Here is a 26,359-nt window from a genome sequence, read left to right as displayed (position 1 = left end):
GGCCGCCCGGTGGTCCGGGCGGCCCGCTTCTCCTTCTGGACGAGGCCTGGTTAGTGCTCGACGCCGACGATTGAGAGGTCGATGCCGCCGAAGAAGTAGCCCACCTGGGCATTGCGGACGTTGGAACCGACCACGCTGTTGGTGTGGCTGCGGATGAGCGGGATGATCGGGTACGTCTTCAGGGCGGTACCGAAGGCCTCGGACCACTTCTTGCCGAGTTCCTCGGAGCTGCCGTCGGTGCTGCGCAGCTCGAACATGGCCTTGGAGACCTGCGGATCGAAGTAGCGGGAGGTGTTGGAGAAGCCGTAGCTGGTGCCGTCGTTGTTCGGGCCCAGGAGGGGGTCGGCTGAAGTGCGCACCGATGCCGGGTCGGCGCCGCCGCACCAGCCCGAGCGACCCAGGTCAGGGAGCTGTTCGCTGGCCATCATCGAGTAGTAGTTCGGCGCCGGAATCGGAACGAGTTCCACGTCGATGCCCAGGGCCTTCAGGTTCTGCTGGACCACGGTGCCCGTGTTCTTGTAGGCATCGCGGTTGTTGGCGTAGCCGTACGTGAGCGTCTTGGGGTAGTCCTTGCCTGCCAGGAGCTTCTTGGCTTCCTCCAGCTTGGGTTTGCCGCTGGGGTCGAGTTCCAGGTCCGTTGCGACATAGCCGCGCATCTTGGCATTCAGCGGGCTCTGGGTGAGTTCGCCGAAACGTCGTCCGCCGTACTGCACCAGGATGGACTGGCGGTCCAGGGCCAGCGCAATGGCCTTGCGGACGTCGGGGTCGGCGATTTTCTGCGTGTTCAGGCTCAGGACATCGTTGCAGCCGAGCAGCCCGGAAGCCACCCGGTCCTTGACCTTGGCATCGGCCAGCTTGGCCGAGTCGGAGGTCTGCAGGGCGCCGTTGGAATCCAGGGTGATGGCGTTAGGGTCCGAATCGGCCAACAGCTGCTGGCTGATGGTGGCCTGCGATGTGGACAGCGAGAAGCTGAAGGTGTCCGGCAATGCCGAGCGGTTGGGGTCCGTGGCGGGATCCCAGTGCGGGTTTCGAACGAGTTTGAGGGACTTGCCGCGGTTGTACGTCTCCACCATGTACGGGCCCGAGGACACCGGGTGGTTGGTGTAATCCAGCTTGCTGTCCTTGCCCTGGGGGACCGGCGCCGTGTTGGAGCGTGAGGCCAGCGCCGGGAACTCAGCGAACGGCTTCTTCAGGTGGAACACCACGGTGCGCTCATCGGGGGTTTCAACAGCCTTGAGCACAGCGGCAGGATCCTTGTAGGGGCCCTTGTACCCGCCGGCGTCGAGCGCTGCATTGAGTTCCTGCGGCGCCTGAGTGTAGACGTCCTGCGCGAAGGTGCGCTCGATCCCGTACTTGATGTCGGCGGAGGTGATGGGACTGCCGTCCTCGAATTTCACGCCGTCCTTCAGCGTGAAGGTCCAGCTGAGTCCGTCGGCGGAGACCTTGCCGGTGTCCGTCGCGAGGTCCGGAACAACAGTGGGCGGCTGCCCGGCGGTTTCCTTGGCCATGGTCAGTGTGCGGTAGTACAGCTGGCCGACATTGGCCGTCTGGACGTAGTTGCTGTTGCCGGGGTCCAGCGTCTGGAAATCGGAGGACATCAGGACGTTGATGTTGCCGCCCTTGCTGCTGAAACCGGCCTGGACAACGTTGGGCGCCAGTTCGGTGACCGACTCGGCGGGCTTGGCGGCGCCGGTCTGGCTTTGGCCTGCACCGCAGCCCGTGGCGGCCATGGCGATCAGCACGGAAAGCGCCAGTGCTCTCGTGGGGGTTTTCATGATGCTCCTCTTGAGGTTGGGTGAACGGAGGTGTGCGGGGATTGGGATGTGGCCGGCTGATGCCTGCGGGGGATCAGTGCCGGGAGGCTTTGGGATCCAGGGCGTCGCGGACGGCGTCGCCGAGCAGGTTGAACGCGAGGACGGTGACGATGAGCATGGCTCCGGGAACGGCAAGGAACCAGGGGTCACTGAGGTACCAGTTGCCGGACTGGGCGGCGTTGAGCATCTGGCCCCAGGACGGCGTGGGGTCCTTGACGCCGACGCCGAGGAAGGACAGCGCCGCTTCGGCGGAGATGTTCGTGGGGATCAGCATCGTGGCGTAGACCAGGACCACGCCCATGACGTTGGGAATGATCTGGCGGAAAAGAACACTGATGTGCGAGGCGCCAAAGGACCGTGCTGCTTCCACGAATTCGCGTTCCCGCAGGCTCAGAACCTGGCCCCGGACAATGCGGGCGAGGTATGCCCAGCCGAAGAAGCCCAGGATGATCACCAGCGAGGCCATGGGCAGGAAGCTGCCTTCGCCCAGCGGCGTATCACGGAGCCTGGACTGCAGGATGGGCGTCAGGGAGAGCACCAGCAGCAGGTGCGGAAATGCGAGGAACAGGTCCATGATGCGGCTGATGATGGCATCAGTCTTGCCGCCGAAGTAGCCGGCCGCAGCGCCGAGCACCGTTCCCAGGACCACGGAAACAGCCGTGGACAACAGGGCGATGGTGAGGGAGACCTGTCCGCCATAGGCAAGCCTGGCGAACAGGTCGCGGCCCAGGCCGGGTTCGACACCCAGCCAGTGCTGCGCGGACGGGTACATGTAGCCAGGGAGCGGCAGGCCCGGAGTCTGGAAATCGTCCAGCACTTCCGGGCTCGTGTTGGAGGTGAAGGGGTCGTTGCCAGACAGGGCGCTGAGCGCCGGGGCGAGGAGGGCGAACAGCATGATGGCCACCACGGCGCACAGGCTCAGGAGGGCAATCTTGCTCCGGCGGATCCGCAGCCAAGCGGTGGCCAGCAGCGACCGCGCCTCGGTGGGGGCGACGTTACCGGACATCCCGGACCGGGCCGGTCCGCTATTCCGGCCGGCCGGTGTGCCGTCGCTGGCGGGGGAAGGGCTCGCGGCGCCGGCTTCGGCGGTGGACTGTAGCTGGGTCAACGGGGACTCGTTTCGTGGTCCGTGGAGCAGGCTCCGGAACTTTTGTATACCAAAAAAATAGTAAGGCAACTCGAATGCGATGTAAATCACAGGCCTTTGCGGATGTTCTGGAGTTCCGGACACTTCTCCCGGATTCGCAGGCATCGGAGGTGCTCGTTGCTCGCCTGAGGCGGTGTGCGCGGAAGCCCGGCATGATTCGCAGGCCACTGCCGAGGCAGCCCTTTCCGGCCTGATGAGCGACAAATTGACTGAAAACGGCGACAAAATGCCGCTTTTGGAATACCAAAGCTTAGACTGTGCTGGACATCATCAGAGAAAGGGTCCCGTTGATCACGAAAATTACCGCCCGGCACGTCCTCGGCCACGAAGACGGCGGCCACGTTCTCCTGGAGGACGCCTGCGTGGTCTATCGGGATGACACCATCGAGTTCGTCGGCCGGGAGTACCGGGGTTTCGTCGATGATGAACGTCACCTGGGCGAGGCGCTCCTCATGCCCGGCCTGATTGACCTCGACGCACTGGCGGACGTGGACCACCTGCTGCTGGACAGCTGGGCCGGCCCGGAGCTTGCCGCCGGCTACCAGTGGTCCGAGGACTACTTCCGCAACCGCCGGGCCGATGTTTTTACGGCCGGGGAACGCCAGCAGATCCGCGAGTATGCCCTGATCCAGCTGGTCCTGCACGGCATCACCACGTATATGCCCATTGCCTCTGAAGTCCATTCCGGGTGGGCGGAGACCTTCGACGAGATCGCGGGGATGGCCCGCACCAGCCGGCGGCTGGGGCTGCGGGGGTACCTTGGCCCGGCGTACCGCGGGGGCGTGAACGTGCTCCGTGGGGACGGCGAACGCTCCGTGCTGTTCGACGACGGCGAGGGAGCGGCCGGGTTCGCCGATGCCGTGCGGTTCCTCGACTTTGCACGCGGGCTGGCCGATCCTCTAGTGCAGGGCGTGCTTCTGCCCTGCAGGATCGAGACCCTCGGATCCGATCTGCTGAAGGCCACTGCACAGCTTTCAGCGGAGCGCGACGTGCTGGTCCGGCTGCACTCCCTGCAGGGCCTGGTGGAACGCAGGATCATCCAAGACGCTCACGGAGTGACGCCGCTGGAGCTCATCGAACAGGCCGGCCTGCTCAACGAGCGGCTCCTTATTCCGCACGCCACCTACACGGACCGCAACCCCGCGGTCCACGGCGAGGACCGGGGCGAGTTGGCGAAGCTGGCGGACTCGGGCGTGAGCATCATCCACTGCCCGCTCACGTCCATGCGTTACGGCAGTACCCTGGACTCGTTTGGGGCATACCGGGAGGCGGGAATCAACATTGCGCTCGGTACCGATTCCTTCCCGCCGGACCTCATCCGGGGTATGGATGCCGGGGTCCAGCTGGCGAAGCTCCTGGCCGGGGACACGGGCGCAGGGGATGTGGCCGGATACTTCGACGCCGCCACGCTGGGTGGTGCCCGTGCGCTCCGCCGTCCGGACCTGGGGCGGCTGGAAGCGGGTGCCCAAGCGGACCTGGTGGCCTTTTCACTCGCTGATTTCCGCGACGGCGTCAGGGATGACCCGCTGCGAACGCTCCTGCTGAACGGAACCGCCCGCCAGGCCGTGCTGTCCGTGGTTGCCGGGAGGACCCTGATGGCGGACGGTGAGATTGACGGCGTCGACCTCGGATACTGGCGCCGCAGGGGGCAGGAACTCTTCGACAAAATGAAGGCCGCATACACGCTGCGGGACGCGTCACGCAGGAGCACGGCCGAGCTGTTTCCGCCCGTGTATGCTCGGGTGGAACACTGAGCGGGGTCGTGCCTCCGGCTCCGGAGGTGCCTGTATGGAGGGGAATGCGAACGTGGCCAAGCCTGTGCCCGAAACGCTGAACGGCCGCGACGACGAAGCCCGGGCCGAGCACGTCTACCAGCTGGTCCTCGAAGGCATCGTGGCCGGAAAATATGAGCAGGGCATGCGGCTGCGCGAACGCGAACTCTCCGAGGTCTATGACGTTTCACGGATTCCGGTCCGGGAAGCCATCCAGCGACTGCAGCAGGACGGCTTCGTGGAGACGTTCCCGCGCCGCGGCGCGGTGGTGCGCCGGCTGACCCTCACCGACGTCAACGAGCTGTTCGACGTCAGGCTCTGCCTGGAGACTTTTGCTGCGCGGATGGCAGCCATACGGGTGTCCGGGGGCGAGTCCGGCCGCCTGCTTCAGGAGTTGCTGGACGAAACCCGGGACGCGATCGACGGCGGGCGGACGGACGACGTCGTGCGGCTCAGCGCAGAGTTCCACGCCGAAATCGTCCGGCTTTCCGGCAGCCGCCTCCTCATTGAATCGGTAAAACCGCTGTTTGGGCGGATGCGCTGGATCTTTGGCCTCGCGCACAACCGCAGCAACGAACTCCAGCGGGACGAACACATGGAGCTGTGCAATGCCATCCTTGCCGGCAAAGCGGATCTGGCGTATTCACTCGCGTACTCGCACATCGAGCTTGGCCGCGAGCCCGTCCTGGCAGGGCTGGCCCAGACGCTGGAACCCTGACACCGGCTCCGTTGCCGGCGGTGTGAAACTTCATTACTGATCCGGTCAAATTGGCTGTTTGCGGGAACAGACTAACGGACCTCTCAGTTATGAGTACTGAGGATAAAAAATGAGCACTACGTGTACGGCACTTGTCATTCCGGTCCGGTTGGACGAAGCCCTACGAACCGTGGCCATCGACGCCACTCCGGATGTCTTGCGGGAGTTGGTTGGGGGACATCTGGAGTCCGTAAGCCGCGGCGACTGGCATGTTTACCTCAACGCCGAAGGCCACTCCATGAACCTGCCGCCGAACATCCGGGCAGCCCAACTCATCCACGAGGCGGGGCTCGACCTCTCGGACGCGGCCCGCGGAACAGCTGTCTTCCTTGGCCGGACCGGTCCCGGCGGCGAAGCTGACGTCCCCGAACACCTGCTGCGGCGGGCCGCGGAAATGTTCGGATCCCCGCTGGCGGCATAGGGGCAGGGTGCGGGGCGGCCCCGCGCTTCAGGCTGCCCGGACGAGCGGGAGCTCGTCCCAGTTGGTGGTGTACCGCGGCGAGAGCATGCTGCGTTCCATGGACCAGTCGGGTCCGCCCCGGATGCCGGCATGGCCCAGGCCGACGGAACCCCGTCCGTACTTGCGGCTGATGTCCTCCAGTAAGGTTCCGATGCCGCGTTCCTCATGCGGGTTCGCGAATACCGGCAGCGGCGCCTGCCGTCCGCTGGGGCGGAGGTCGGTGACCATGATGCCGGCGCGGACGTACTTGATGCCTTCCTGGATCCGGGGGAGCAGCGCATGCGAGGCCTTCGTGAGCAGCACCGGATCCGCGGTGGGCAGGGGAAGCGTCACGGTGACACTCGGGTATGACGTATCCAGCGGGTTGTAATGCGAGGTGCCGGCGAACGCATTGAGGACCTTGGCCTGGAGCCCGTGTTTGGCCAGGCGGGCGCTCGCCTGCTGCGCATACACGCTCATGACTTGGCGCAGGTCCGCCGCAGTAGTGATGGGCGTTGAGAAGGACCGGCTGAAGATGAGCTGGTCACGTCCGATGCGCTCTTCTTCCATGGGGATGCAGGGAGTGCCCTGGAGTTCCAGGACCGTGCGCATCAGCACCACGGAGAAGCGCTCCCGGATCCGCACCGGATCGGCGTTGGCAAGGTCGAGGATGGAATGGATACCCAGGCCGTTCAGGCGCTTGGTGAGCCGGCCGGCCACACCCCAGAGTTCCATGACCGAGAGCCGGCTCATCAGCGCTTCGCGGGCCTGGGCAGGCATGGCATCCCAGTGGCACACGCCGTTAAGGCCGGGGTTGTTCTTCGCCCATTTGTTGGCCAGCTTCGCGAGGGTCTTGGTATTGGCAATCCCCACGCAGACCGGCACCCCGACGTTGCGGCGGACAGCCGCCTTGATGGTGTGGCCAAGCCGCAGGAGCTCGTACGGGCTGCCTTTTACTCCCAGGAAGGCTTCGTCGATGCTGTAGACCTCCAGCCAGGCCGAGTACCTGCCCAGGAGCTCCATGACACGCGAGCTGATGTCGCCGTAGAGCTCGTAGTTGCTGGACCGGGCCACCAGCCCCCATTCCTTCACGCGGGGCGCGATCTTGAACCACGGCTCGCCGACGGGGATGCCGAGGGCCTTGGCCTCGGGGGACCTGGTGACCGCGCAGCCGTCGTTGTTGGATAAGACAACCAGGGGGCGGCCTTCCAGCGACGGGTCGAAAGCGCGCTCCGCCGACGCGTAGAAACAGTTGACGTCCACCAGGGCAATCCGCCGGCCCGTGTCCGGCGCGCGCGCGTCAGACATGGTGCAGGCACCGCGTGGCGACGCCCCAGATAACAAGATCCGACAGGTCTGGAACGCGGATGTCCGGATACCGGGGGTTGTCCGCCTGCAGCACTACTCCGGATGCTGTGATCCTCAGCCGCTTGATGGTCAGCTCGCCGTCCAGGACGGCGATGACCACCGATCCGTCTTTCGGGTCCAGGGCGCGGTTGACGATGAGTTCGTCGCCGTCGCTGATCCCGGCCCCCTCCATCGAGTCCCCCGATACCCGCACGACGTAGGTGCTGGTGATGTCCTTGATGAGGTGTTCGTTGAGATCGATCCGGCCGTCAAAGTAGTCCTGCGCCGGCGAGGGGTAGCCCGCCGCGACCCGTACCGGGGAGATCAGCACCGACAACAGGGAAGTGCCCGCATCTATCACACGGGGACCGATAACTATGCCCACAACACACCTTTATTCGAATATATGTTTCCTTCAGCCCTTGGCTGGATGTCTTTGACGTAGCCTACGGGCGGCCTACGACAGTCACCCACGGCTCGTCGGAAGTGTTATCTGGAGTGTTGTCCACGAGTTCACGGTTCAGTCAATTTGGCCTGTTAGACCGGATGCCAGCACATGAGTTCGTTTCCAAGGAGCCGCCATGCCCTGGTCCGTTCAACGAGTGATCCAGCACGAAGGGGAGGAATCCTGGACCGTCATCGACCCCTCGTACGACGTTGTGGCTCCAGTGGACCGGTTCCTTGCTCATTTGGAAGCCGTGGACAGATCGCCCGGGACGGTCAGGTCTTATGCCTTCGATCTGCGGGACTTCTTTACGTTTCTCGAGCAGGCCCAGGTGCGGTGGCAGGACGTGCAGTTGGAGGACTTTGGCCGCTTTGCCAACTGGCTGGGGCTCGCTCCCGCCGAGCGATCGGGACAACTGCGGCGTCTGACGCGCCGGGCGGAGCATTGTTCGGCGACGACGATCAACCGCAAGTTATCTGCGGTCGGATCGTTCTACCAGTTTCATCAGCAACACGGGGCGAGTTTCGAATTCTTGCCGCTGTCGCGTCGGCGTGGCAGCGGCGGATCGTGGAAGCCGTTGCTTGCCCACCTTGGCGGTTCGGCCCGGCCGGGGAAGGAGCTGAAGCGGAGGGCGTCGGCCCGGATACCGCGGACGCTCAGCCCGGGTCAGGTTTCGGTGGTCATGGAGGCGTGCGACCATCAACGGGATCGATTACTTTTCGCCCTGCTGGCTGGATCCGGGATGAGGATCGGCGAAGCACTTGGACTACGGCATGAGGACATTGACGCCGCTGAGTGCATCGTCAGGGTGCGGGCACGGCGGAACGCCAACAACGCCAGGGCGAAGACTGGCGACCGTGACATTCCAGTCCAGCCCGGTCTGGTGCGGATGTTCGCAGATTACCTGTTCGACGAATACGGGACGCTGGATTGCGACTATGTGTTCGTGAATCTTTGGGCGGAGCCCGTGGGCCGTCCGATGACTTATCAGGCGGTCCTTGATCTGGTCGCCCGGCTGCGGGCCCGTACGGGGTTTCACTTCACACCGCACCAGTTCCGCCACACGTATGCCACGGACCTGCTTCGCCGGAACGTCCCGTCCGAGGTGGTCCAGAAACTCTTGGGCCACTCGTCGGTCGCGACCACGATCGACACCTATTCCCACCTCGAGATCCGGCACGTGCGGAAGGCGCTGGCATCGGCGGGCTGGCTGCCTGACAGGCCGGAGGCCGACGGCGACACTCTCGCTCCGCTGAAAGGGGACGGTCGATGACCCGGCGCGAAATCAGAGGTGGTTCCACCGGCCCGGGCGACGCCCTGCCTCGGATGCGCCTTGCGCTTTCGCCACGGTTTGATGCCGCTGTGATTGTGCTCGATGACACTGAGCTGGCGGGAAACCTGTTCCCGCTCTGCAGCATTGGCGGGTGCGCCCGGTTCCTAAGTACCAAGCAGTTGTGTCAAACGCACCTCTACCGGTGGAACAAACTCGGCCAACCCGGTCTCGACGAATTCCGGGCCCAGTCCGGGCCAGCAACAAGGCCTGAAAGGTTGGATCTGGGCGGCTTGCCGGAAAGGCTCCGCATCGAGCTGGCCTTGGCGATCCAGCTCCTGGCTTCCAGCCCGAGGGATCGGCAACGGTTCCGGTTGCAGGACCTCCGCGGCCTGCTCGGCAGGCTGAGACAACGGGAAGCAGGGTCGTTACTGATCGATTCCGGCGATCAAATCACCGAGCTTCAGGGTGCTTCTTCGGCGGTGCGGCGGGCGTATGCGGCTCTTTCCTCGGCTCTGGAACAGTTTCTGGAACCGCCCAATGCGTCCTCTGAGTTCGAGCGCGATGTCTGGCGGCTGGAGGTCATGGGGTTCAGGGGCAGGACCGGCCAGCAGGGCAGGTTGCGGTTCAGCACCATGCCGCAGCCGTGGCTGAGGCTGCTCGCGAAGCGGTTCATGCGCTGGCGGATCTCCACCGGGACGAGTTATTCCCAGCTCAACCGGGATATGACTGCCTTGCAGCGGCTGGCGGACGCTTTCACCGAACATGCCGGTGCCAGCGGCGCGGTGCAGGACTTCACCAGGGAAAGCATCGAGGTCTACCTCAACCTGTTGCTTCGACTCCGCCTCAGTCCCGCCAGCCGCAGCTACTCCCTGAGCTCGACTGCCTTGTTCCTGCGGGCGGTCCGCGAAAACAACTGGGAACCGGCGCTGCCGCCATCTGTCGGGATTCGAATGGGAGACCATCCGCGCCGCCCGGCGGCACTGCCTCGGGCACTTCCGGAGTTCGTCATGGCCCAAATCGAGGACACCAAAGCGCTCGAGCAGTTGGAGCAGCCGCACCGGCTCATGATGCAGATACTCATCCGCACAGGGCTACGCCTTTCCGATACATACCGCCTGGAAATCGACTGCCTCCTCAACGACAACCAGAACGCCCCCTACCTGCGCTACTTCAACCACAAGATGTCCCGCGAGGCGACATTGCCGATCGACGACGAACTCGCTGCCGCGATCACCCAGCAGACAACTGTCGTCCGAGCCGTCATGCCGGAAGCCCGCTACCTTGCCCCGGCCCCAATCTCCACAAACGGCGACCGGCCATGGAACCCCGGAACCGCCGCCGGCCACATCCAGGCCTGGCAGACGACGATCGGGCTCCATGATGAACAGGGCCGCCCGTTTCGCTTCACCGCCCACCAGCTTCGCCACACCTACGCCACACGGCTCATCAACGCCGATGTCCCGCAGGAAGTGGTCCGCCGCTTGCTGGACCACGAATCCCACGAGATGACCGCCCGCTACGCGCGGCTCAAGGACGAAACCGTCCGCCGGCACTGGGAACAAGCCCGGAAGATCAACATCCACGGCGAAATCCTCCGCCCTGAGCACGATGACGCGATCAATGACGCGGCCTGGATGAAAGAAAACCTGGGGCGGGTCACCATGGCCCTGCCCAACGGGTACTGCGGGCTGCCACTGCAACAGGCCTGCCCCCACGCCAACGCATGCCTGACCTGCCCGGTCTTCGTCACCACCCCCGACTTCCTGTCCGAGCACTTGAACCATCTACGCTCGACGAAACGGCTCATCGCCCAGGCCGAGACGGCAGGGCAAACGCGAGTCGTCGAAATGAACCGACACGTCGCGGCCAACCTGGAAAGCATCATCGGCACTATCCAAAGCACCGGGGACGGGAGCAGTAACGATGCGAACTGACAACACCCACCACCTCCTGGCCGCTGCACGCCAACGATCAGACAAGGCGCGTCAACAAGTGGAGGAGGCGCTCAAGCAACTGGACCAAACCACGCACGCCGCAACCGTTAGCGAGCTCGCCCGGACAGCGGGCGTGTCACGCTCCTGGCTTTACACCCAGCCGCACCTGTTGGAGCAGCTCCAGCAGCGGACCCGACCGGGCAGAAAATCCCCAACCGCGTCGTCTGTTCGGGCGTCCGAGGCATCCATGCACCGACGGCTTCAGCTTGCCCACCAACGCATCCGGCAGCTGACGGACGAGAACCGCCGTCTGCAGGATCGGCTGGCACGGGCGCATGGAGCGCTGCGCGAGGCCCGGCGTTGACGTCGCAGTAGTCCCCGCGTCTCCGTGCTCTTGATCGTGCACAGTCCTGGCCTGTGAATCGCAGCGGTTTTTGGCGTCGTTCTATCTGCGGGTGTCCGGGTCGTCGCAGCGCCGGCAAGGATTATCGTCGCGGCTCTGGCGCAGGGCATGCGACTTCCTGAGCTTGAGGGTTACTCGATTGTCACCGAGCGAACTCGCAAGCGAACTTTCTTAGCGCAGCGGATCAGTACTGGGAGCGGTATCGCCAGAGGTGGGGTAAGTGAAGGTCAGGCCCGAAGGCGTCCACAACGTCCTTGAGCGTCTCGGGGCCTCGGCTGTTGCTGAAGACCACGTCGTGACCGGCCTTCACTACGTGACCGGCTATGGCGCGGGAGAGCGTTCCCTCACCTACCATTCCGAACTTCATGGGCTTGTTCCTTCGCTGGTTGGGGCTGCCCGGCCCACCGCCATCCGTGCGTGCCGGGGGCGGTGAGTCGGCATATGAGCGTGTGATCTGTGTCGCAGAAGGCCGGGGGCCTGGCCGGGAGCCCGCGATGTGAGCGGTTGCGTCACTCGCCGCCTGTGCGGCATCGGGTCGAGGAGTGGGGCGTGCGGGGACTCGATCTTAGAGATCGAGTCCCCGGACCGGTCGCCGGATTGGTCGATCTGGTCCCGCGGGCCCGTTACTCCCTTGTTGTCTCGGCCGGTCCGGATCGGGAGCGGCGCTTTGACGTGGGTTCAGCCGAGAAACTTAATGCTGAGGGAGAAGTTCTTCTGCCGCTGGGCCTGACCGAGAAGCAGCAGACCCGCTCCTTCCAACCAGTGCGCGGTCTTTAGGTTACCGGTGTCCAGCGGGCGCAGTCCGAGGCTCTCGACGAACGAGGACACGGACGCCTTGGCGTTGGCGTCGTCACCGGCGATGAGCACATCGAGGGGGCGGCCCTCGACCTCACCGGAGGCGAGGACGCCGCCGAAGAGCGTGTTGAACGCCTTGACGAGATGCGCGCCCGCAGGGGCGGCCTTGGCGATCTCCTGTGCGGCGGAGCTGTCGTCGGGGGTGACGAGCGCGGTGAACGTGGTGAGATCGAAGGGGTTGGTGATGTCGACGATGACCTTGCCGGTCAGCGCGTCCCCGTACTGGCTGACAATGGATGAGGCGCTGGCGTACGGCACAGCCAGGATGACGATGTCACCGGTGAGCGCGACGCTTGCGATCGTCCCTGCTGTGGCGTTGCCGCCGAGTTCCCCGGCCAGGGCGGCGGCCTTGGTACCGTCACGGCCGACGACCTGGACGCTGTGGCCGGCAGCGACCGCCCGGGTGCCGAGAATTCGGGCCATGGTTCCGAGACCGATGATACTGATGCTGCTCATGATGTGTGCCTGCTTTTCATAGTCGGAGCTGAAGTTGTGTAACGGGGTGGGAGTCGGTCAGACGTGCGCTGCGGTAGCGCGTTCGGCCGCCTGGGCAAGGCGGACGACGACGGACTTGAGTTCGGTGGAGATCTCGCTGTCGTCGAACGGGTGGGTGTCGGCGAACCGTGTCAGCGAGTCGGGAATGGAGAGGGTGATGTCCTCAATCACGTTGGCCTGCGCGGCTGTGGCTGCCTTCCGGGCATCTTGGTGTGCCCAGACGCCGCCGTACTGGCCGCCCGAGGCGCCGATGACGGCGACGGGCTTTCCGGAGAGGGCGCCGGCTCCGTAGGGGCGGGAGAGCCAGTCGATGGCGTTCTTCAGAACGGCGGACATGGTGCCGTTGTACTCGGGGACGAAGAGCAGGAGGGCATCGGCACGCGCGGCGGACTCCCGAAGCGCTGCGGCGTGCTGCGGGATGCTCCCCTCGCTGTCGAGGTCCTCGTTATAGAAGGGCACCTGATCCAGGTTTTCCTGTATGGACAGCTCGACTCCCTCAGGCGTGAGCTTGGCGGCGGCCTGGGCGAGCTGGCCGTTGTGTGATCCGGCGCGTACGGAACCGACGAGGGCAAGGATGTGGATTGACATGGCGTCTCCTGGTGCTGCTTGGTGAGGCACGCGTCCGGGCGGACGGTGCTGGTTCAGGGTGAGGGGCTCTGTGTGGAGCGGGGCGGGCCGGGCGGCGGAGCGATCTGCCTCCCGGCCTGGCAACCTGCGCCTGCGACAGGCGCGGGTTCGGCTGGGCGCGTGGCTTATGCAGTCAGGGACAAGGCGGCCACGGTTGCCACGGAGACCAGGCCCAGGACGGCGGGTGCCATCGCCGGGCCCCGGGTCTTGGGGTTGGCGTAGTCGCCGGCGCGGCGGTGGTAGGCGATCGCTCCGGCGAACACGACGGCCAGGCCGGCAGCGGCCGCGATACCGAGCGGGTGCCAGAAGACTCCGACCGCCAGTCCGATCGCCGCGGCGGCCTCGGCCAAGCCGATGAACCGGGTGAGGGAGGCGCTGGCGCCCATGTGTTCCTGCAGTTGGCGCGGGATATCGCCCTTGAGCCTGATCTTCGGGATGCCCGCGCCCAGTGCGGCGAGGGCCAGTAGAGCGCTGAGAACGATGGCTGTGATGGTCACGGCAAAACCTCCAAGTAGTTTATGTGTTAACCAAACTGTAGGCGCCAAATGGTTAACATGTCAACCATGGGGTAACGTGGCAGGTATGAGTGATCAACGTTGGCTGGACGACCGGGAGCAGCGTGCCTGGCGCAGCCTGATGACGATGCAGGCCGACCTGTCCCAGTACATCGAGAGGCAACTGCGCCAGCGCAGCGGTCTGTCGAGCGCCGATTACCAGGTGCTGGCCCACCTGTCGGAGGCACCGGAGGGCCGGCTGCGGGCATTCGTGCTCGGCGACCTTCTGCGCTGGGAGAAGAGCCGGCTCTCGCAGCATCTGACCCGGATGGAAAAACGCGGTCTCGTGGGCCGTGAACGCTGCGCGGCGGACCAGCGCGGCGCCGTCCTGGTCATCACGCCGCAAGGTCGCGAGCTCATCGAGGCTGCCGCCGCGCCACACGTGAGCGACGTGCGCAAGGTTCTGATCGACCACCTCACGCCGGAGCAGCTCGACCTCATCTGCGGACTCGGCGACCAGGTGCGGGCGCGACTGGCAGAACTCGAACAGGAATCATGAGCGCTGGCTGCCTCCACGCGTAAGCATCCGTTCATGGGTTGGGCGGCCGGCCTAGTCCTGACCCGTCCACAGCTCGTCACCATCGCTGTGGTGATACATGCGCCGAATGGCTCCGCTCGTAACGATCCAGGCGATGCTTCCATCCGGTGTGACTTCATCGACCCATCCTGCCGTGTGGGGCGGGGTCTGGCTGCGGGTCCACACCTTCTCGCCGGTGACCAGTGTGGTCCAGTCGGTGGCTAGGACCAGCTTCCGTCGTGAGGTTCCTGACTCCGGCCTCGCCAGCAGCAGGGAATGGTCGCCTGCGCTTGCAAGTGTGTGTTTGTGGTGCAAAAGAGGGGCTCCTTCTGATCCGGCGCGAGTGCGCGAGTGTGCTGGCGGAAACGCCAGCGGAATGAGCCCGGAATCCCCGCCTCTGGGATTGTTTGTCCAGAGACGGGGACCTGATGGAATCTGTGCCGATCTTTTCCATCCAGTGTCTGTTTGTTGCCGATCGGGGACGCCGGGTTGTTGGGTCGGTCAGCGTACGAGGACGGGTTTTTCGGCGTTGGTGGCTGCTGATTTGAATCGGCGCGCTGTGACGATGATAACTGCGGTGACGCCGAGAACTGCGGGAATAGTCAGGAGCACGAAATTCATCTGTAGGGGAAGGCCCGACGCGACCAGAGCGCCTCCGAGAATGGGACCTGCTATGGCGCCGATTCTCCCTGTGCCGGTGGCCCAGCCGACGCCGGTGCTGCGGATGTGGACCGGGTAGAACTCCACTGCGAAGGCATGGATGATGGCCAGGATCCCGATCACTGCGGCTCCAGCAGTGAACAGAAGGACATTTAGCATGAACGCGTTGGGCTTTATGGACAGAAGGACTAAGGACACGATGGCCAGGGCGAAGTAGCCAACGAGGGTCTTGCGGTAGGAGGTCCGTCCGGCGATCCAGCCGCCTGCGATTGAGCCGAACAGGCCGCCGGCGTTGAGGATAACGAGCGTCCACATGGCAGGGCCGAGCTCGAAGCCGGCGTTTTGCATCAGCTTGGGCAGCCAGGTGTTCAAGGCGTAGCTGAGGACCATCGTCATGATGAAGAAGACCCACATGAGTGAGGTCGCCAGGGCGTTCCCGTGAGTGAAGAGCTGCGCGATGCGGGACTTGCCGGAGGCCGGGGTCGGGAGTGCGATTACTGTATTCGGACTCCAGCTGGGTTCGATCTGCTTCATCACCGCGTCCAGGCGTTCACGCTGGCCGACGTGGGCCAGGTATTCCGGGGATTCAGGAAGGTGCTTGAGCACTACGGGCACCAGCAGGATGGACAAGCCGGCCACATAAAACACTCCGCGCCAGCCCAGTACCGGCTCGATGTAGATGGCCAGCAGCGCTGCGCCGACTCCTCCAACTGCGTAGAACGCCGAGACGGTGGCTACGAAGAACGCCTTGGACTTGGTGGGAGAGAGTTCTCCCGTGAGCGCCATGAAGTTTGGAACCAACGCGCCCAGGGCCACGCCTACGACGAAGCGCAGCGCACCCAGTACCAGCGGGGTGTCGGCGAACGCGCACGCGAACGCAGCGATACTGGCGAGGATCAGCCCGGCGACAATGAGTTTGCGGCGGCCGTACTTGTCAGCCAGTGGTGCGACCACGAGCCCGCCGGCGAACATGCCGGCAAGGGCCATGGAACCCACGACGCCGAGGGTGACGGGGTCAGTGCCCCAGTCCTTCATCAGGTGGGGGATGACGGAGCCAAAGGATACAAGGTCGTATCCATCGGCGATCATAAGCAGGGCGCAAATAGCGGCTGCCTTGAGGTGGAAACGGGAGATTTTGGCGCTGCCGACGACGGTGGCGACACTGATTTGGGACATGGGGATTCCTTGGGAGGGGAGTTCCACCGTGCGGGGCGCGCGGTGGGGGCCGGCCCAGCCTCAAAGGGCCGGCAAATTGCGTGATTAGTTTTGGAGCTGTGCTGCTTTGAGTGTGTTGCGGAGAAGTTCGGCGATCGTCATCGGACCGACACCGCCGGGGACCGGGGTGATCTTTGACGCGATCTTGCTGACGGCGTCGAAGTCGACGTCACCGATGAGCCCTTCTGCGGAACGGTGGATGCCGACGTCGATCACGACAGCCCCTGCGGAAATGTGTTCAGCGCCGATCAGGTGGGGAACACCGGCAGCGGCAATGACCACCTCGGCCTGGCGCGTGACGGCCGCCAGGTCCTTCGTCTTCGAGTGCGCGATGGTCACTGTGGCGTTCCTTTGCAGCAGGAGCTGGGCCAGCGGTTTTCCGACTAGGTCCGAGCGCCCGACGACAACAGCGTTGGCGCCCTGCAACTCAACACCCTCGTCCTCGAGCAGGGAGATGACTCCCTGCGGCGTGCACGGCAGCAGCCCTTCCACGCTGCGTGCCAAGCGCCCGGCGCTGGTCGTCGTCAGCCCGTCCACGTCCTTTTCCCAAGGGATCCGGTCGATCAGGGCTTTGGCATCCAGATGCGAAGGGAGGGGAAGCTGGAGCAGGATGCCCGAGACCGCGGGGTCGGCTGCGAGTTCGTCCAGTGCCGCAGCTACCTGTTCCTGGGTGGCATCCTTTGGCAGCCGGCGGTGGAGGTCCTCGATGCCGGCCTCCTTGGAGAGCTTGCGTTTGCTGCCTACATAGACCTCTGAGGCCGGGTCATCCCCGACCAGAACGGTCGCCAGACCGATGGGCCGGCCCGTGGAACGTTTGAAGCTTTCCACGTCGGCGCGCAGCTCTTCCCGGATCTTCTTGGCGAGTGCTTTGCCGTCGATGATGTGTGCTGTCATGGTCAGAACACAATCGTTGTGTTGCCGTCGCGCATGACCTTGTCCTGGCAGTGCCACGTGACCGCACGGGAGAGTACGCTTCGTTCGACGTCGGCTCCGAAGCGCATCAGCTCCGGGGTCGATTCACGGTGGGAGACGCGGATGACGTCCTGTTCGATGATCGGTCCCTCATCCAGGTCCTTGGTCACGTAGTGGGCCGTCGCTCCGATGATCTTGACCCCGCGGTCCTTGGCTTTCTGGTACGGTCCGGCGCCGATAAACGCGGGCAGGAACGAGTGGTGGATGTTGATCACCGGGACCTTGACTTCGTCGAGGAATTCCGCGGAGATGATCTGCATGTAGCGGGCAAGGACTACGAGGTCCACGTTGCCGTTCAGGAGTTCCAGGTGCCTGCGCTCTGCGTCCTTCTTATCCCCGCTAACGGGTACGTAGAAATAGGGGATGTCGAACGGGCGCACCTGGTCAGCCAGATCCGGGTGGTTGGAGATGACCATGACGATGTCCATGGGGATTTCCCCGCGGCGGTGCCGCCACAACAGGTCCAGCAGGCAGTGGTCGGTTTTGGATGCGAAGATCGCGACCCGCTTGCGCTTGGATGTGTCAGTGAGTTTCCACTCCATCTGCAGCGGTTCGGCGAGTTTTGTCTGGATGTCCGCTTCCAAAGTCTCCCGCTTAGCGGCGAACCCGGGAAGGTGGAAGACCGTGCGCTGGTACAGCGTGCCGTTTTCGGGCCCGGTGGTGAACTGGTCGAGGGATACGATGTTCGCCCCGTGGGCACCGAGGAGCTGGGTCAGCTTGGCGACGATTCCGGGCTGATCGGGGCAGCTGACGTTAAGGCAGCCAATATCGGCGGTGCCGCCAGTTGCGGCGGGCTTGGCCGGGAGGGTGGTGCTAGACAGTTGCAAGGAGATCACCTCGTGACTTGTCGGTCTTGTAGGGGGCCGGGCGGACGATGGCCCGGATCGCTTTTTGGGGGTGGCCCGGGGCTCCCCATATGACGGTTACCTCGGTGCCGGGCTCGGCGTGCTCCACATCGACGGTTGCCAGCGAGAGCATCTTGCGGAAGTAGTAGGAGTATCCGCGTGATGTCGCGACCCCGACGAGCTGGCCGTCGATCTCGACCCGGTCTGCCCACATGAAACCTCGCTGGTCACGGGGCATTTCCATGAAGTCGTAGTGGTCCCCTTCATGGAAGAGGGATGCCTGGACATCGGCGACGTCCTCGCCGTTCCACTCAAGGGTCCGGATGACCCTGTTCGGGAATGCCTTTTCGGCGGTCAATGCAACGCGGCCAAGGAACTCATGTTCGGTGTTGACGACCTTGCCCCATCCCAGTTCCACCGGGCTGCGGTAGTACTCGCTGATGTCGTGACCGTCGTAGCTGCCCGCGATGTAGGCAGGCTGGGCGAAAGCCGGCATCGCGGCACGGAAGTACTCCAGGTACTCGGCCATGTCTTCGTCGAAGATGGCCGGGATGTAATCCGTGGCGATGGTGGGGAAGCAGGCCTCAAGGTGGTTGATAAGGGCGACCCGGCCGCCCAGTTTACGGATGCCGTGGTCTTTGCCGGCTTCGAGGACAGCGTTGTAGATCTTCTGGGAAATTTCCTTGGGTCCCTGAAGTTCGAAGCCGACCTCACCTGCCATGCCCTGGCGCAGTGCGTAGATACTGTGCCCGGCCACGGTGATGGGCACGACGTGCATGTACTTTGCTTCCAGGAGGTCCCGGGAGTCGGTGAGCTCGTGCAGAACTTTGACGGCGTTGGGGCCGGAGACCTGGAAAATGAACCAGTCCTCTTTGGTTACCTGCGCGTCGTAGCCGCCGCGTTCCAAGTTGAATGCGGCCCAGAAACCGCCGCGGCCATGGACTACGAATTCTTCCTCGCCAAAGCGGGTGAGGACGCCTTCATGAATGACTTTGCCGTCCTTGTTCGTGTGGATCGCGTGCTTGGACTGGCCGATGTCGAACTTCTTGTAGCTGTTCACGGTGATGTCGGAAAACAGCCGGAGCGCGTCGGGACCGGTGAACCGGTGCTGCCACAGGAAGGACCAGTCGCCGATGTAGCAGGTCTCCTTCCACGACATGCTCTCGTCAAGCCAGTTCGTGTACTCCGGCTGCCCGAAGCGGCTCCACGCGTAAGTCTCCGGTGCCGTGCGCATTGAGTCGACGGTGTACTTCATCGTTGCCACCTCTAATAGCTAGGTCGGCCAAAGGCTTGTTGTCTGCTCGGAGTGCCGGCTGACCGGATATCAACTTTGACCTGGTCGTTCTGTGGTGTAGATCACCACTTCTTCAAGGCTAGATTTCCCAGCGATATTTAGCAAATAGAATATAGATATGCCGATATAGATACTCTCTATACAGAGCAGGGGGAATCCTCTAGCCTTGCTGTATGGACGAACCGGGCAAGTATGATCTGAATCTTCTGCGGGTTTTCCTGCTTGTATACGAGACACGCAGCGTCACCGAGGCCGCGGAAATCCTGGCCATCAGCCAGCCATCCGTGAGCTATGCGTTGTCGAAGTTGCGCAAACTCTTCGGAGATCCGCTTTTTCACCGCGGACCGAAGGGCCTGGAAGCGACACCGACGGCAAGTGGTCTCTATCCGGAATTGAGCCAGTCACTCCGGATGATCGACTCAGCGGTTCAAGGCGTCTCCGAATTCGATCCTGCCAGCACGTCCCACCGGTTTCGGCTCATGATGACCGACCTCGGCCTCATGGCACTGTTTCCTTACATCGTTTCGGCCGTGCTGGAGGCCGCGCCGAATGTTCGTCTCGACGTCATACCGCTGGATATCTCCCAGCTCCACGATCGACTACGGCGCAACGAAATCGATGCGGCCATTGGGATCCCGGCAATGCTTGAGGGCGACGTGCTGAGTGAGCACCTAATGGACATGCCCTACGTGGGCGTCTGTGCCAGGACGCACCCGCGCATCTCCGACACCCCATCGATGGAGGAAATCGCCGCTGAAAAACATGTTGTCGTGTCGAAGGCGTTGGGGCACGAGCACGTCGTACACAGGCTGGCCGAACTGGGCGTCCGTGACTCCGTCACCATCACCCTCCCAAGTTTTGCCGTGGTGGCGCAGACCCTTGCCGTGACAGACCACATCAGCGTCGTACCCAAAGCCCTCGCCGACATCATCGAGTCCCACGGATCGGTCCGCCAGTTTGCGCTCCCTTTCAACATCGCACCCGGCCGCGTCACCCTGTACACCTACCGACGCGACGTTCCATCTCCTCCCGTGGACTGGCTCCGTGAAATAATCGCCACGTCCCTGACGCAGTACCCCTACCCGAAGTACGTCAGAGGGGCTGCCTTACGTGGCGTGCAGCAAGCAATAGCAGTCGACTAGCCGGCCCGGAAGCCCGCGTGTCCGAGCCGTTGGACCTCTAAGTGGCGGATTGTGGACATGCACCAGCCGTCAGCACACCCAGCAGGGCGCCCATCTCGAGAAACTCCCTGGCCGGTTGTGAGGCCCGGCCATGATCCGCAGCCGAACCATGGCCGACCCTGGCCATACGCTCCAGCCATGAAAACTATGAAGAAGGCATGCCCGCTCTGCCACGGGGCGGCACGTCAGCCCTGTCCAGGCGCGTGGGTCTGGACCACGCATGAACGTGCTTCAACCTTCTCCATCTTGGCGTCAAGGACACCTGTCTAGGCAGTAAAACCGCAGTTCAGACGCCCCAAACCCACCCCAGGCTAATGGGAACATATGTTCGATAACTTCAGTGTAGACCCTGGCCCGGACATTGCAGAGACTCCGCTGGCTTGACCACGTCCTGTTCCGCCGGACCCGGGAGTGCTTCACTGGAAGATACGACGCCGGCCACAGCGGCCTTTCGCCGCAGTTGGAGGTACCCGGATGCGCAAGATCATCCTGATGATGTCGGTCTCCCTGGACGGATTCTTCGAGACGCCCGACCGGGACATCAGCTGGCACCTGGTAGATGACGAACTCCTCCGCCACGTGAACGAGCAGTTCCGGACAATGGGAGCCTTCATGTTCGGGCGGATCACCCATGAGCTGATGACGGGGTACTGGCCCACTGCCGACCAGGATCCGGACATCTCGGCCCCTATGCTCGAGTTCGCCGGGATCTGGCGGGACATGCCCAAGTTCGTGTTCTCGCGGACCCTCACGCAGGCGGGCCGGGACGCCACGGTGATTCACGACGTCGTTCCTGAACAGATCGCGGAACTGAAGGCGCAGCCCGGCGGTGACATCGCCCTTAGCGGCGCCAACTTGGCCGCCACTTTCATGCGGCACGGACTGATCGACGAATTCCGAATCCTCGTCCATCCCGTGGTCCTGGGGCAGGGCCGGCCGCTCTTCGAGGCCCCTGACGTCCGGATGGACCTCAGGCTCAAGGGGACGCGGACGTTCGGTAACGGTGTGGTTTTGCTTCATTACTTGAGCGACGGCGCCTGAGGGTCTGCCCGGGCATGACCGTTTGCCGTATGACTTGCCAGGCTCTCCGCGCTCATGCCTACGGTGGGGTGATGCGAACCACGATCGCGGTGCTGGCCGCGCCGCTCCTGCTTCTGAACGCGAACGGTGTCGCGGAGGCCCAGGAGGCAAAACCGCCGGAGCCCACCACGATCATCAAGTGCGAGGAAGCGGCGACCGGCGGCACGGCACCGCTGTACGACGGCAAGTCCGCGTCGTACATGTACGACGAGCGCTTCAAACCGGGGCCGGGTCTGACCGCCCAAGAGCTCAGCGACCATACGCCTCAGGGTGTTGCCTGGTGGAAGAACTGGGACGGCAAGGGCAATGACCTGCTGCTCGTAACAACCTACGGCACGGGCAAGGCACACATCGTCGGCCTCGATCCGAAGGCTCAGAACAAGACCGTGGGGACCGTCGACATCGAGCCGAGGAACGGCACGGAGCAACAGACCCACGCCGGTGCCCTGGCGCTGAACGACAAGTGGGTATTCGTCGACGGACCCAAATCAGGCGACTGGCACATGATCCGCAAGTACAGCCTGACCGATCTCAGGAAGGCGATGACGGCGGGAAGCGGCTCCGTCAAGCCCGCCGGCGAAGACCGCAAGGTCTACGGCGCGTCCTTTATGACCATCGACGGCGGCCATCTGTACGCGGGCAAGTTCAGCAAGGAAAGCCGCGACTGGATGTACAGCTACACGATTACGGACGACGGATCCCTGACCTTGGACAGGAAGGAAGACGGCAACGGCTTGCGCTGGGAGGTGCCCCAGTGGACACAGGGCGTTGCAGCCGCCGAGGGACGCTTCCTCTTCAGCACCTCGAGCGGCCGCAAGTACCGCAGCAACCTCTACGTCACGGACAAGGCCGAAACGAACCTCGACAGGGCCTCCGTACGGTGCTTCCGCGCGCCGAGCATGGCGGAAGGGATCACCGCCACACCGGATGGCGAGGCGTACCTGCTGTTCGAATCAGGTTCGTACAAGTACAACGCTTCCAGCGGGGATCCTGCGATCAACGTGATCGACGGCGTGCACAGGGCCAAACTCAGCACCTTGACGTCCTTGCCGGGTGACAAGGTCCGTCTGGGAACCCTGCACAGCGTCGAGCAGGAGGACATCTTTGGCGATGACGAAATCCAGATCAAGGTCGAGGATCAGAACCTGGGAAAGTCCGTGCAGATAGCCGGGGGCGACAAGACGGACATCGACACGACAATCCAGTTCACCGGCAAGGTTTCAGTGAAGCTCTATGAAAAGGACGTCGAAGGTGACGACTACCTGGGCCGGCAGGTCCTCGAACCCGGCAGCGACGACGGGATTGTGGAGTTCACGAAAGACGGCGCCAGGTATCGGCTGAGCTACAAGATGACGTGAGCGCTCGGTAGGGTTTCGCCCATGAGTACGCCGTGGAGGGTCCGTCAGGCACGCGTCGAGGACGCTGCCGGGATGGCGCGCGTGAATGTGCGGTCGTGGCGTGAGACGTACCGCGGGCTGATGGCGGATCACGTCCTTGACGACCCGGCGTTGCTGGCCTCCCGGGAACGGTTCTGGACGGCCATGCTCAGCGATGAGCGCTTCCGCGCGAACCGCGTCGCGCTGGCCGAGCGCGACGGCGACGTGATCGGGATCGCGATGGCGGGGCCCGCGCAGGGCTCCGGGGCGCAGCGGGGCACGCAGCTCTATGTGTTGTACGTCGTCGCGGCGGAGCATGGGACCGGTGCGGGGGCCGTCCTCCTGGATGCCGTCATCGGCCCGCACGATTCGGCAGCGCTCTGGGTCGCTGATCCGAATCCCCGGGCGCAGGCGTTCTATCGCAAGCACGGGTTCGTGGCGGACGGGACCGTTGACGTGGAGGACGGCGTGCGAGTGATCCGCATGGTGCGGATCCCCTCCGGGCCGGTCTAGCATCAGTCGTCGAAGACATGCCAGCAGATGGCGCTCCGCCGTTGTTGATCGTCGAGAACGAGTTCACGCACGGCGGCAGGGAGGTGCGCCCGCTGCCACTCCCGTTCCCTGGCCCTGGCCTGCGCTGCATCGTCGGACGGGACGCCTGCGCCGGTTGCCCTGATCGCGTACGCAGCAGCACCCAGGTCATGGGCGGCGACGTGAGCCACCGCAACCGCCTGGCCCGCCGACAGTGCAGCGAACTTCGCGGGGTCGGGCATCCCGCGCGCCGCGGCGTTCGCCTGGAAAGCAGCCCGGTGCGCATCACCCATGGGCACCTCACCGCGGATCCAGGCCCGACCGACACCGATGGCATCGCGTGGCCGGCTGTCACCTGGCTGATGCTCCTCGAATAGATGCAGCACGTGCTCGGCGCACAGGAGGGCCCAGTCAGCCAACAGCTGGTGGTGTTCGTCCGTCAGAGTTCCCCCGCGGCGGATGGTGATCAGCCGGGGGTCACGCTCTTTCGGGAGGATCGGCACAGTCCCATCCTAAGGTGCATTGCCCAACGGAACCGGGGCTTTGAGCGCCAGGCTTTTTAGTGGATCACCCGATAGCGCACGTGGGTGACGAGGCCGGTACCGCTCACTTCCGTCGGCTCCAGCCTGACGTTCGCGACGCCGTCGAGCAGCCGCTCGCCCGCCCCCAGGATCATGGGCGAAGTATGGAGCCGCAGCTCGTCGATCAGCCCTGCCGAAAGGTATTGCTGGACAGTCTGTGCTCCGCCGGCGATTGCCACGTCCTTGCTGCCGGCGGCTTTCCGCGCCTGGGCCAGCGCCGATTCGATCCCATCGGTCACGAAGTTGAAGGTGGTGCCGCCCTGCATCTCAAGAGGCTCGCGTGCATGATGGGTGAGAACGAACACCGGTGCGTGATAGGGCGGCTCCTCGCCCCACCATCCCCTCCAGTCCGCATCCCACGCCCCGGGTCCGGGCCCTGCGAACATGTTCCGTCCCATGATGAAGGCGCCGGCCGCGAGGATGCCTTCGAGGGCGGCGGCGTTGGCCTCGGGTTCTTCAAACTGCCACCTGTGCAGGAGCTCTCCGCCCTCGCCCAGGGGCTCCGCCACGCTTTGGTTCGGGCCGGCGAGGAATCCGTCGAGGGAGATGGTCAGATCGCACGTGACTCGGCTCATGCGCCCATCATGCCACCACTCGGCGGTCCGGGACCGGCTGAGCGTCCAGTAGTTAACCCGGGGGCGGAGACCACCGGGGAAAGCGGGGCCGAGGTTATTTTCGTCACGGTTTCTGCGTCCTGCCGGGTTCCGGGTTTCGCTGCCCCCATACTGAGATTGACGCGGTGATTTCCGGCGCCAAACCAGTCAGGAGGAAGAGCATTGAATACTGTGATGACCGTAGTGACGAACGAGTATTTCCCTGCTGCGGCGGTGCTCTTCGGCGTTGTGATTTTTTGGACGGTGGCCCTCTTCGGCGGCCTGTCACTCCTCAGCACCAACCAGCCCCCGATCGCCACGCTCACGTGGCTGCTCTTCGTCTACGCCGCAGCGGTTCTTTCGCCCCTGGCAGGACTGCTGGCCATGGTTGACCTCCTCCGCCGCTGGCTCCGGAACCGCCGTTCCGCCCGTGCCGAGGGGCGCGTGGCCGGAACCGAGTCCGCCTAAGCGAACCGGAGAAAACGGGTAGCGTCCACTCGCCCGTTGCGGGGTGGAATCTCCTAAAATTGTTATGGGGCCGGCGGCGAAAAAGCCCGCTGAGACCCGGGCTGTCCCCAGTCGCCGTCGGCCCTTCCGACCGGCGCGCTTTTGTCCAGGGCAGGACTCCCGGTGGTGGTTCCTCACGCCCGCGGAATGCCTGCGTTGCAGACAGCGACTGCGGTATTCTGGTTCCGGGTTATGCAGGCAGCCTCCGGATACTTCGCTGAGGACGTCCCATGGGCCCAGAATTCCTCGTCACCGCTTCCCCCGCGGGATTTCCCGCGGCTTCTGCCCCTTCCGCCGTTCAGGTGATTGCCGCAGCTGCAAGACCTGCCCCGGGGGCCACGTGAATGCGGGGCGCGGCCGCCTTGCCGGGATCGCGGAGCGGCGCATCTTCAGGTCCTTTGACTCGTTGTGGTCCGTTCCCACCGATGAGCTCGAGGCACTGGCGGACCTGCTGAAGGATCACTGCAGCACCCCCGGGCCGAACCACGCCGGCGTGGTGAGGCCCGTGGTCATGGCCGAGCTGGCACGGCGGAGCGGGACCGACTGCCAAAGGCGCCCGCGCCCGGACGGTTCGGAACACTAGCGGGTCCATGGCGCCAGGGCCGAAACGCCGGCGGCGGCCTCATTCAGGCAGGCCGGCACCCCACAGCGCCTTGCGGAGCAGGGCCTTGAGCTGGGCCGACTCCTCGGCGGGCAGGCCGTCGAGCACTTCCGCTTCAGCCCTGCGGGCAGCCTCGCCGGCCTGCTCGAGCAGCTTTCCCCCCTTGGCGGTGGCCGTTACGGTCTTGGCGCGGCGGTCCTGCTTCCCGGGCGCCCTCACTACGAGCCCGCGCTTCTCCAGCTCATCCACCAGGGCCACAATCTGGCTGGGATCCAGGCTGAGGAAGTCCGCCATTTCGCGCTGCGTCGGCTCCAGTCCGCTGTTTGCCAGGATCAGGACCGAGTAGGAACGTTCTTTGAGGTCGAACTCGGCCAATGCCCTGTTGTTCAGCACGGACCCCGCGGCATGCAGCTTGGCCAGCAGGAAGCCCAGGTCCTGGCTGATGGACGCGGCCACAAGCTTGTGCGCCTGTTCGGTCCGCTGACCGCCCTGTGTCTCGATCGTCATGGCCAACTCCAATGATCCTCAAAATAAATCGTTGACA

Annotated in this window: 29 protein-coding genes; 13 read left to right on the top strand and 16 right to left on the bottom strand. The window is 64.2% G+C overall.

The window, feature by feature from the left end; translation table 11 throughout:
- Positions 1–50: 50 nt before the first annotated feature.
- The gene (locus AC1DRE_RS10140; protein WP_476984503.1) at positions 51–1,775 is read right to left on the bottom strand and encodes an ABC transporter substrate-binding protein; all 1,725 of its coding nucleotides are present in this window, start codon (positions 1,773–1,775) and stop codon (positions 51–53) included.
- 73 nt (positions 1,776–1,848) lie between these two features.
- Complete coding sequence (locus AC1DRE_RS10135; RefSeq protein WP_476984502.1) at positions 1,849–2,922, bottom strand: ABC transporter permease; 1,074 nt, start codon at positions 2,920–2,922, stop codon at positions 1,849–1,851.
- A gap of 326 nt (positions 2,923–3,248) precedes the next feature.
- On the opposite strand from AC1DRE_RS10135, the gene AC1DRE_RS10130 reads away from it, so the two are divergent.
- The 3 genes from AC1DRE_RS10130 (at position 3,249) to AC1DRE_RS10120 (ending at position 5,911) form a co-directional block, all read left to right on the top strand.
- Positions 3,249–4,715 carry a chlorohydrolase family protein gene (locus tag AC1DRE_RS10130; RefSeq protein ID WP_476984501.1) on the top strand — a complete coding sequence of 489 codons (1,467 nt, stop codon included), beginning with the start codon at positions 3,249–3,251 and terminating at the stop codon, positions 4,713–4,715.
- Positions 4,716–4,749: 34 nt separating this feature from the next.
- On the top strand, positions 4,750–5,451 hold the full coding sequence (locus tag AC1DRE_RS10125) for a GntR family transcriptional regulator (RefSeq protein WP_476984500.1): 702 nt from the start codon (positions 4,750–4,752) through the stop codon (positions 5,449–5,451).
- 109 nt (positions 5,452–5,560) lie between these two features.
- Positions 5,561–5,911, top strand: coding sequence for a DUF3846 domain-containing protein (locus tag AC1DRE_RS10120; protein WP_476984499.1), 351 nt, complete (start codon positions 5,561–5,563; stop codon positions 5,909–5,911).
- A 27-nt stretch (positions 5,912–5,938) separates the two neighbouring features.
- Here the strand turns inward: AC1DRE_RS10120 and AC1DRE_RS10115 are convergent, their stop codons facing one another.
- Positions 5,939–7,237 carry a Y-family DNA polymerase gene (locus tag AC1DRE_RS10115; protein ID WP_476984498.1) on the bottom strand — a complete coding sequence of 433 codons (1,299 nt, stop codon included), beginning with the start codon at positions 7,235–7,237 and terminating at the stop codon, positions 5,939–5,941.
- On the bottom strand, positions 7,230–7,661 hold the full coding sequence (locus AC1DRE_RS10110) for a LexA family protein (protein ID WP_104174766.1): 432 nt from the start codon (positions 7,659–7,661) through the stop codon (positions 7,230–7,232). Before AC1DRE_RS10110 ends, AC1DRE_RS10115 begins: the two co-directional genes overlap by 8 nt.
- A gap of 196 nt (positions 7,662–7,857) precedes the next feature.
- On the opposite strand from AC1DRE_RS10110, the gene AC1DRE_RS10105 reads away from it, so the two are divergent.
- The 3 genes from AC1DRE_RS10105 (at position 7,858) to AC1DRE_RS10095 (ending at position 11,292) form a co-directional block, all read left to right on the top strand.
- Entirely contained in the window at positions 7,858–8,994 is a 1,137-nt protein-coding gene (locus AC1DRE_RS10105) for a site-specific integrase (RefSeq protein ID WP_476984497.1), read from the top strand.
- A 290-nt stretch (positions 8,995–9,284) separates the two neighbouring features.
- Positions 9,285–10,928 carry a tyrosine-type recombinase/integrase gene (locus AC1DRE_RS10100; RefSeq protein ID WP_476984496.1) on the top strand — a complete coding sequence of 548 codons (1,644 nt, stop codon included), beginning with the start codon at positions 9,285–9,287 and terminating at the stop codon, positions 10,926–10,928.
- A complete protein-coding gene (locus AC1DRE_RS10095) occupies positions 10,918–11,292 on the top strand; it encodes a DUF6262 family protein (protein ID WP_146072352.1) in 375 nt (124 codons plus the stop codon). The genes AC1DRE_RS10100 and AC1DRE_RS10095 overlap by 11 nt, the downstream gene beginning before the upstream one ends.
- A 223-nt stretch (positions 11,293–11,515) precedes the next feature.
- Here the strand turns inward: AC1DRE_RS10095 and AC1DRE_RS10090 are convergent, their stop codons facing one another.
- The 4 genes from AC1DRE_RS10090 to AC1DRE_RS10075 form a co-directional block, all read right to left on the bottom strand.
- Entirely contained in the window at positions 11,516–11,686 is a 171-nt protein-coding gene (locus tag AC1DRE_RS10090) for an NAD(P)-binding domain-containing protein (protein WP_476984573.1), read from the bottom strand.
- A 323-nt stretch (positions 11,687–12,009) separates the two neighbouring features.
- A complete protein-coding gene (locus AC1DRE_RS10085; RefSeq protein WP_476984495.1) occupies positions 12,010–12,642 on the bottom strand; it encodes an NADPH-dependent F420 reductase in 633 nt (210 codons plus the stop codon).
- A gap of 57 nt (positions 12,643–12,699) precedes the next feature.
- Positions 12,700–13,269, bottom strand: coding sequence for an NADPH-dependent FMN reductase (locus AC1DRE_RS10080; RefSeq protein ID WP_476984494.1), 570 nt, complete (start codon positions 13,267–13,269; stop codon positions 12,700–12,702).
- Positions 13,270–13,433: 164 nt separating this feature from the next.
- Positions 13,434–13,805, bottom strand: coding sequence for a DoxX family protein (locus tag AC1DRE_RS10075; RefSeq protein WP_168709310.1), 372 nt, complete (start codon positions 13,803–13,805; stop codon positions 13,434–13,436).
- Positions 13,806–13,890: 85 nt separating this feature from the next.
- Here AC1DRE_RS10075 and AC1DRE_RS10070 point away from each other — a divergent pair, with 85 nt between their 5' ends.
- Positions 13,891–14,361, top strand: a complete 471-nt coding sequence (locus AC1DRE_RS10070) for a MarR family winged helix-turn-helix transcriptional regulator (RefSeq protein ID WP_476984493.1) — start codon at positions 13,891–13,893, stop codon at positions 14,359–14,361.
- 51 nt (positions 14,362–14,412) lie between these two features.
- On the opposite strand, the gene AC1DRE_RS10065 is transcribed toward AC1DRE_RS10070, so the two are convergent.
- The 5 genes from AC1DRE_RS10065 to AC1DRE_RS10045 all read right to left on the bottom strand — a co-directional run bounded on the left by AC1DRE_RS10065 (position 14,413) and on the right by AC1DRE_RS10045 (position 19,326).
- Positions 14,413–14,694: a hypothetical protein gene (locus AC1DRE_RS10065; protein ID WP_476984492.1), complete on the bottom strand. Its 282-nt coding sequence runs from the start codon at positions 14,692–14,694 to the stop codon at positions 14,413–14,415.
- A gap of 186 nt (positions 14,695–14,880) precedes the next feature.
- Complete coding sequence (locus AC1DRE_RS10060) at positions 14,881–16,215, bottom strand: MFS transporter (protein WP_476984491.1); 1,335 nt, start codon at positions 16,213–16,215, stop codon at positions 14,881–14,883.
- Positions 16,216–16,299: 84 nt separating this feature from the next.
- Positions 16,300–17,148 (bottom strand): bifunctional methylenetetrahydrofolate dehydrogenase/methenyltetrahydrofolate cyclohydrolase FolD, encoded by an 849-nt coding sequence (gene folD, locus AC1DRE_RS10055; protein ID WP_476984490.1) that lies wholly within the window; start codon positions 17,146–17,148, stop codon positions 16,300–16,302.
- Between the two features lie 2 nt (positions 17,149–17,150).
- Positions 17,151–18,047 carry a formyltetrahydrofolate deformylase gene (gene purU / locus AC1DRE_RS10050; protein ID WP_476984572.1) on the bottom strand — a complete coding sequence of 299 codons (897 nt, stop codon included), beginning with the start codon at positions 18,045–18,047 and terminating at the stop codon, positions 17,151–17,153.
- Positions 18,040–19,326 (bottom strand): glycine cleavage T C-terminal barrel domain-containing protein, encoded by a 1,287-nt coding sequence (locus AC1DRE_RS10045; protein ID WP_476984489.1) that lies wholly within the window; start codon positions 19,324–19,326, stop codon positions 18,040–18,042. The genes purU and AC1DRE_RS10045 overlap by 8 nt, the downstream gene beginning before the upstream one ends.
- A gap of 212 nt (positions 19,327–19,538) precedes the next feature.
- Between AC1DRE_RS10045 and AC1DRE_RS10040 the strand changes: the two genes are divergently transcribed.
- From AC1DRE_RS10040 to AC1DRE_RS10025, 4 genes are all read left to right on the top strand, one after another.
- Complete coding sequence (locus AC1DRE_RS10040; protein WP_476984488.1) at positions 19,539–20,507, top strand: LysR family transcriptional regulator; 969 nt, start codon at positions 19,539–19,541, stop codon at positions 20,505–20,507.
- Between the two features lie 513 nt (positions 20,508–21,020).
- Positions 21,021–21,587 (top strand): dihydrofolate reductase family protein, encoded by a 567-nt coding sequence (locus AC1DRE_RS10035; protein ID WP_476984487.1) that lies wholly within the window; start codon positions 21,021–21,023, stop codon positions 21,585–21,587.
- Positions 21,588–21,658: 71 nt separating this feature from the next.
- On the top strand, positions 21,659–22,984 hold the full coding sequence (locus AC1DRE_RS10030; protein WP_476984486.1) for a hypothetical protein: 1,326 nt from the start codon (positions 21,659–21,661) through the stop codon (positions 22,982–22,984).
- 21 nt (positions 22,985–23,005) lie between these two features.
- Positions 23,006–23,515 (top strand): N-acetyltransferase family protein, encoded by a 510-nt coding sequence (locus tag AC1DRE_RS10025; protein ID WP_476984485.1) that lies wholly within the window; start codon positions 23,006–23,008, stop codon positions 23,513–23,515.
- 2 nt (positions 23,516–23,517) lie between these two features.
- Here the strand turns inward: AC1DRE_RS10025 and AC1DRE_RS10020 are convergent, their stop codons facing one another.
- Both AC1DRE_RS10020 and AC1DRE_RS10015 read right to left on the bottom strand, forming a co-directional pair.
- Complete coding sequence (locus AC1DRE_RS10020; protein WP_476984484.1) at positions 23,518–24,036, bottom strand: putative immunity protein; 519 nt, start codon at positions 24,034–24,036, stop codon at positions 23,518–23,520.
- A 56-nt stretch (positions 24,037–24,092) separates the two neighbouring features.
- Positions 24,093–24,689, bottom strand: coding sequence for a dihydrofolate reductase family protein (locus AC1DRE_RS10015; protein ID WP_476984483.1), 597 nt, complete (start codon positions 24,687–24,689; stop codon positions 24,093–24,095).
- Positions 24,690–24,902: 213 nt separating this feature from the next.
- On the opposite strand from AC1DRE_RS10015, the gene AC1DRE_RS10010 reads away from it, so the two are divergent.
- Both AC1DRE_RS10010 and AC1DRE_RS10005 read left to right on the top strand, forming a co-directional pair.
- Positions 24,903–25,175, top strand: coding sequence for a hypothetical protein (locus tag AC1DRE_RS10010; protein ID WP_251042273.1), 273 nt, complete (start codon positions 24,903–24,905; stop codon positions 25,173–25,175).
- A 379-nt stretch (positions 25,176–25,554) separates the two neighbouring features.
- Positions 25,555–25,797: a hypothetical protein gene (locus tag AC1DRE_RS10005; protein WP_476984482.1), complete on the top strand. Its 243-nt coding sequence runs from the start codon at positions 25,555–25,557 to the stop codon at positions 25,795–25,797.
- A 39-nt stretch (positions 25,798–25,836) separates the two neighbouring features.
- Here the strand turns inward: AC1DRE_RS10005 and AC1DRE_RS10000 are convergent, their stop codons facing one another.
- Entirely contained in the window at positions 25,837–26,322 is a 486-nt protein-coding gene (locus AC1DRE_RS10000; RefSeq protein ID WP_476984481.1) for a MarR family winged helix-turn-helix transcriptional regulator, read from the bottom strand.
- Positions 26,323–26,359 lie beyond the last annotated feature (37 nt).

This window comes from Arthrobacter sp. P4_H3 (genome assembly GCF_056400885.1).
This window is presented reverse-complemented; position numbering and strand designations above follow the sequence as displayed.

Bases quoted from the DNA above. Each gene is read 5' to 3' on its own strand.
- AC1DRE_RS10125 (WP_476984500.1), top strand. From the start codon at position 4,750: ATGGAGGGGAATGCGAACGTGGCCAAGCCTGTGCCCGAAACGCTGAAC.
- AC1DRE_RS10025 (WP_476984485.1), top strand. From the start codon at position 23,006: ATGAGTACGCCGTGGAGGGTCCGTCAGGCACGCGTCGAGGACGCTGCC.
- AC1DRE_RS10095 (WP_146072352.1), top strand. From the start codon at position 10,918: ATGCGAACTGACAACACCCACCACCTCCTGGCCGCTGCACGCCAACGA.
- AC1DRE_RS10105 (WP_476984497.1), top strand. From the start codon at position 7,858: ATGCCCTGGTCCGTTCAACGAGTGATCCAGCACGAAGGGGAGGAATCC.
- AC1DRE_RS10015 (WP_476984483.1), bottom strand. From the start codon at position 24,689: ATGAGCCGAGTCACGTGCGATCTGACCATCTCCCTCGACGGATTCCTC.
- AC1DRE_RS10090 (WP_476984573.1), bottom strand. From the start codon at position 11,686: ATGGTAGGTGAGGGAACGCTCTCCCGCGCCATAGCCGGTCACGTAGTG.
- AC1DRE_RS10045 (WP_476984489.1), bottom strand. From the start codon at position 19,326: ATGAAGTACACCGTCGACTCAATGCGCACGGCACCGGAGACTTACGCG.
- AC1DRE_RS10010 (WP_251042273.1), top strand. From the start codon at position 24,903: ATGACCGTAGTGACGAACGAGTATTTCCCTGCTGCGGCGGTGCTCTTC.
- AC1DRE_RS10035 (WP_476984487.1), top strand. From the start codon at position 21,021: ATGCGCAAGATCATCCTGATGATGTCGGTCTCCCTGGACGGATTCTTC.
- folD (WP_476984490.1), bottom strand. From the start codon at position 17,148: ATGACAGCACACATCATCGACGGCAAAGCACTCGCCAAGAAGATCCGG.
- AC1DRE_RS10030 (WP_476984486.1), top strand. From the start codon at position 21,659: ATGCGAACCACGATCGCGGTGCTGGCCGCGCCGCTCCTGCTTCTGAAC.
- AC1DRE_RS10040 (WP_476984488.1), top strand. From the start codon at position 19,539: ATGGACGAACCGGGCAAGTATGATCTGAATCTTCTGCGGGTTTTCCTG.
- AC1DRE_RS10140 (WP_476984503.1), bottom strand. From the start codon at position 1,775: ATGAAAACCCCCACGAGAGCACTGGCGCTTTCCGTGCTGATCGCCATG.
- AC1DRE_RS10080 (WP_476984494.1), bottom strand. From the start codon at position 13,269: ATGTCAATCCACATCCTTGCCCTCGTCGGTTCCGTACGCGCCGGATCA.
- AC1DRE_RS10070 (WP_476984493.1), top strand. From the start codon at position 13,891: ATGAGTGATCAACGTTGGCTGGACGACCGGGAGCAGCGTGCCTGGCGC.
- AC1DRE_RS10085 (WP_476984495.1), bottom strand. From the start codon at position 12,642: ATGAGCAGCATCAGTATCATCGGTCTCGGAACCATGGCCCGAATTCTC.
- AC1DRE_RS10060 (WP_476984491.1), bottom strand. From the start codon at position 16,215: ATGTCCCAAATCAGTGTCGCCACCGTCGTCGGCAGCGCCAAAATCTCC.
- AC1DRE_RS10120 (WP_476984499.1), top strand. From the start codon at position 5,561: ATGAGCACTACGTGTACGGCACTTGTCATTCCGGTCCGGTTGGACGAA.
- AC1DRE_RS10000 (WP_476984481.1), bottom strand. From the start codon at position 26,322: ATGACGATCGAGACACAGGGCGGTCAGCGGACCGAACAGGCGCACAAG.
- AC1DRE_RS10115 (WP_476984498.1), bottom strand. From the start codon at position 7,237: ATGTCTGACGCGCGCGCGCCGGACACGGGCCGGCGGATTGCCCTGGTG.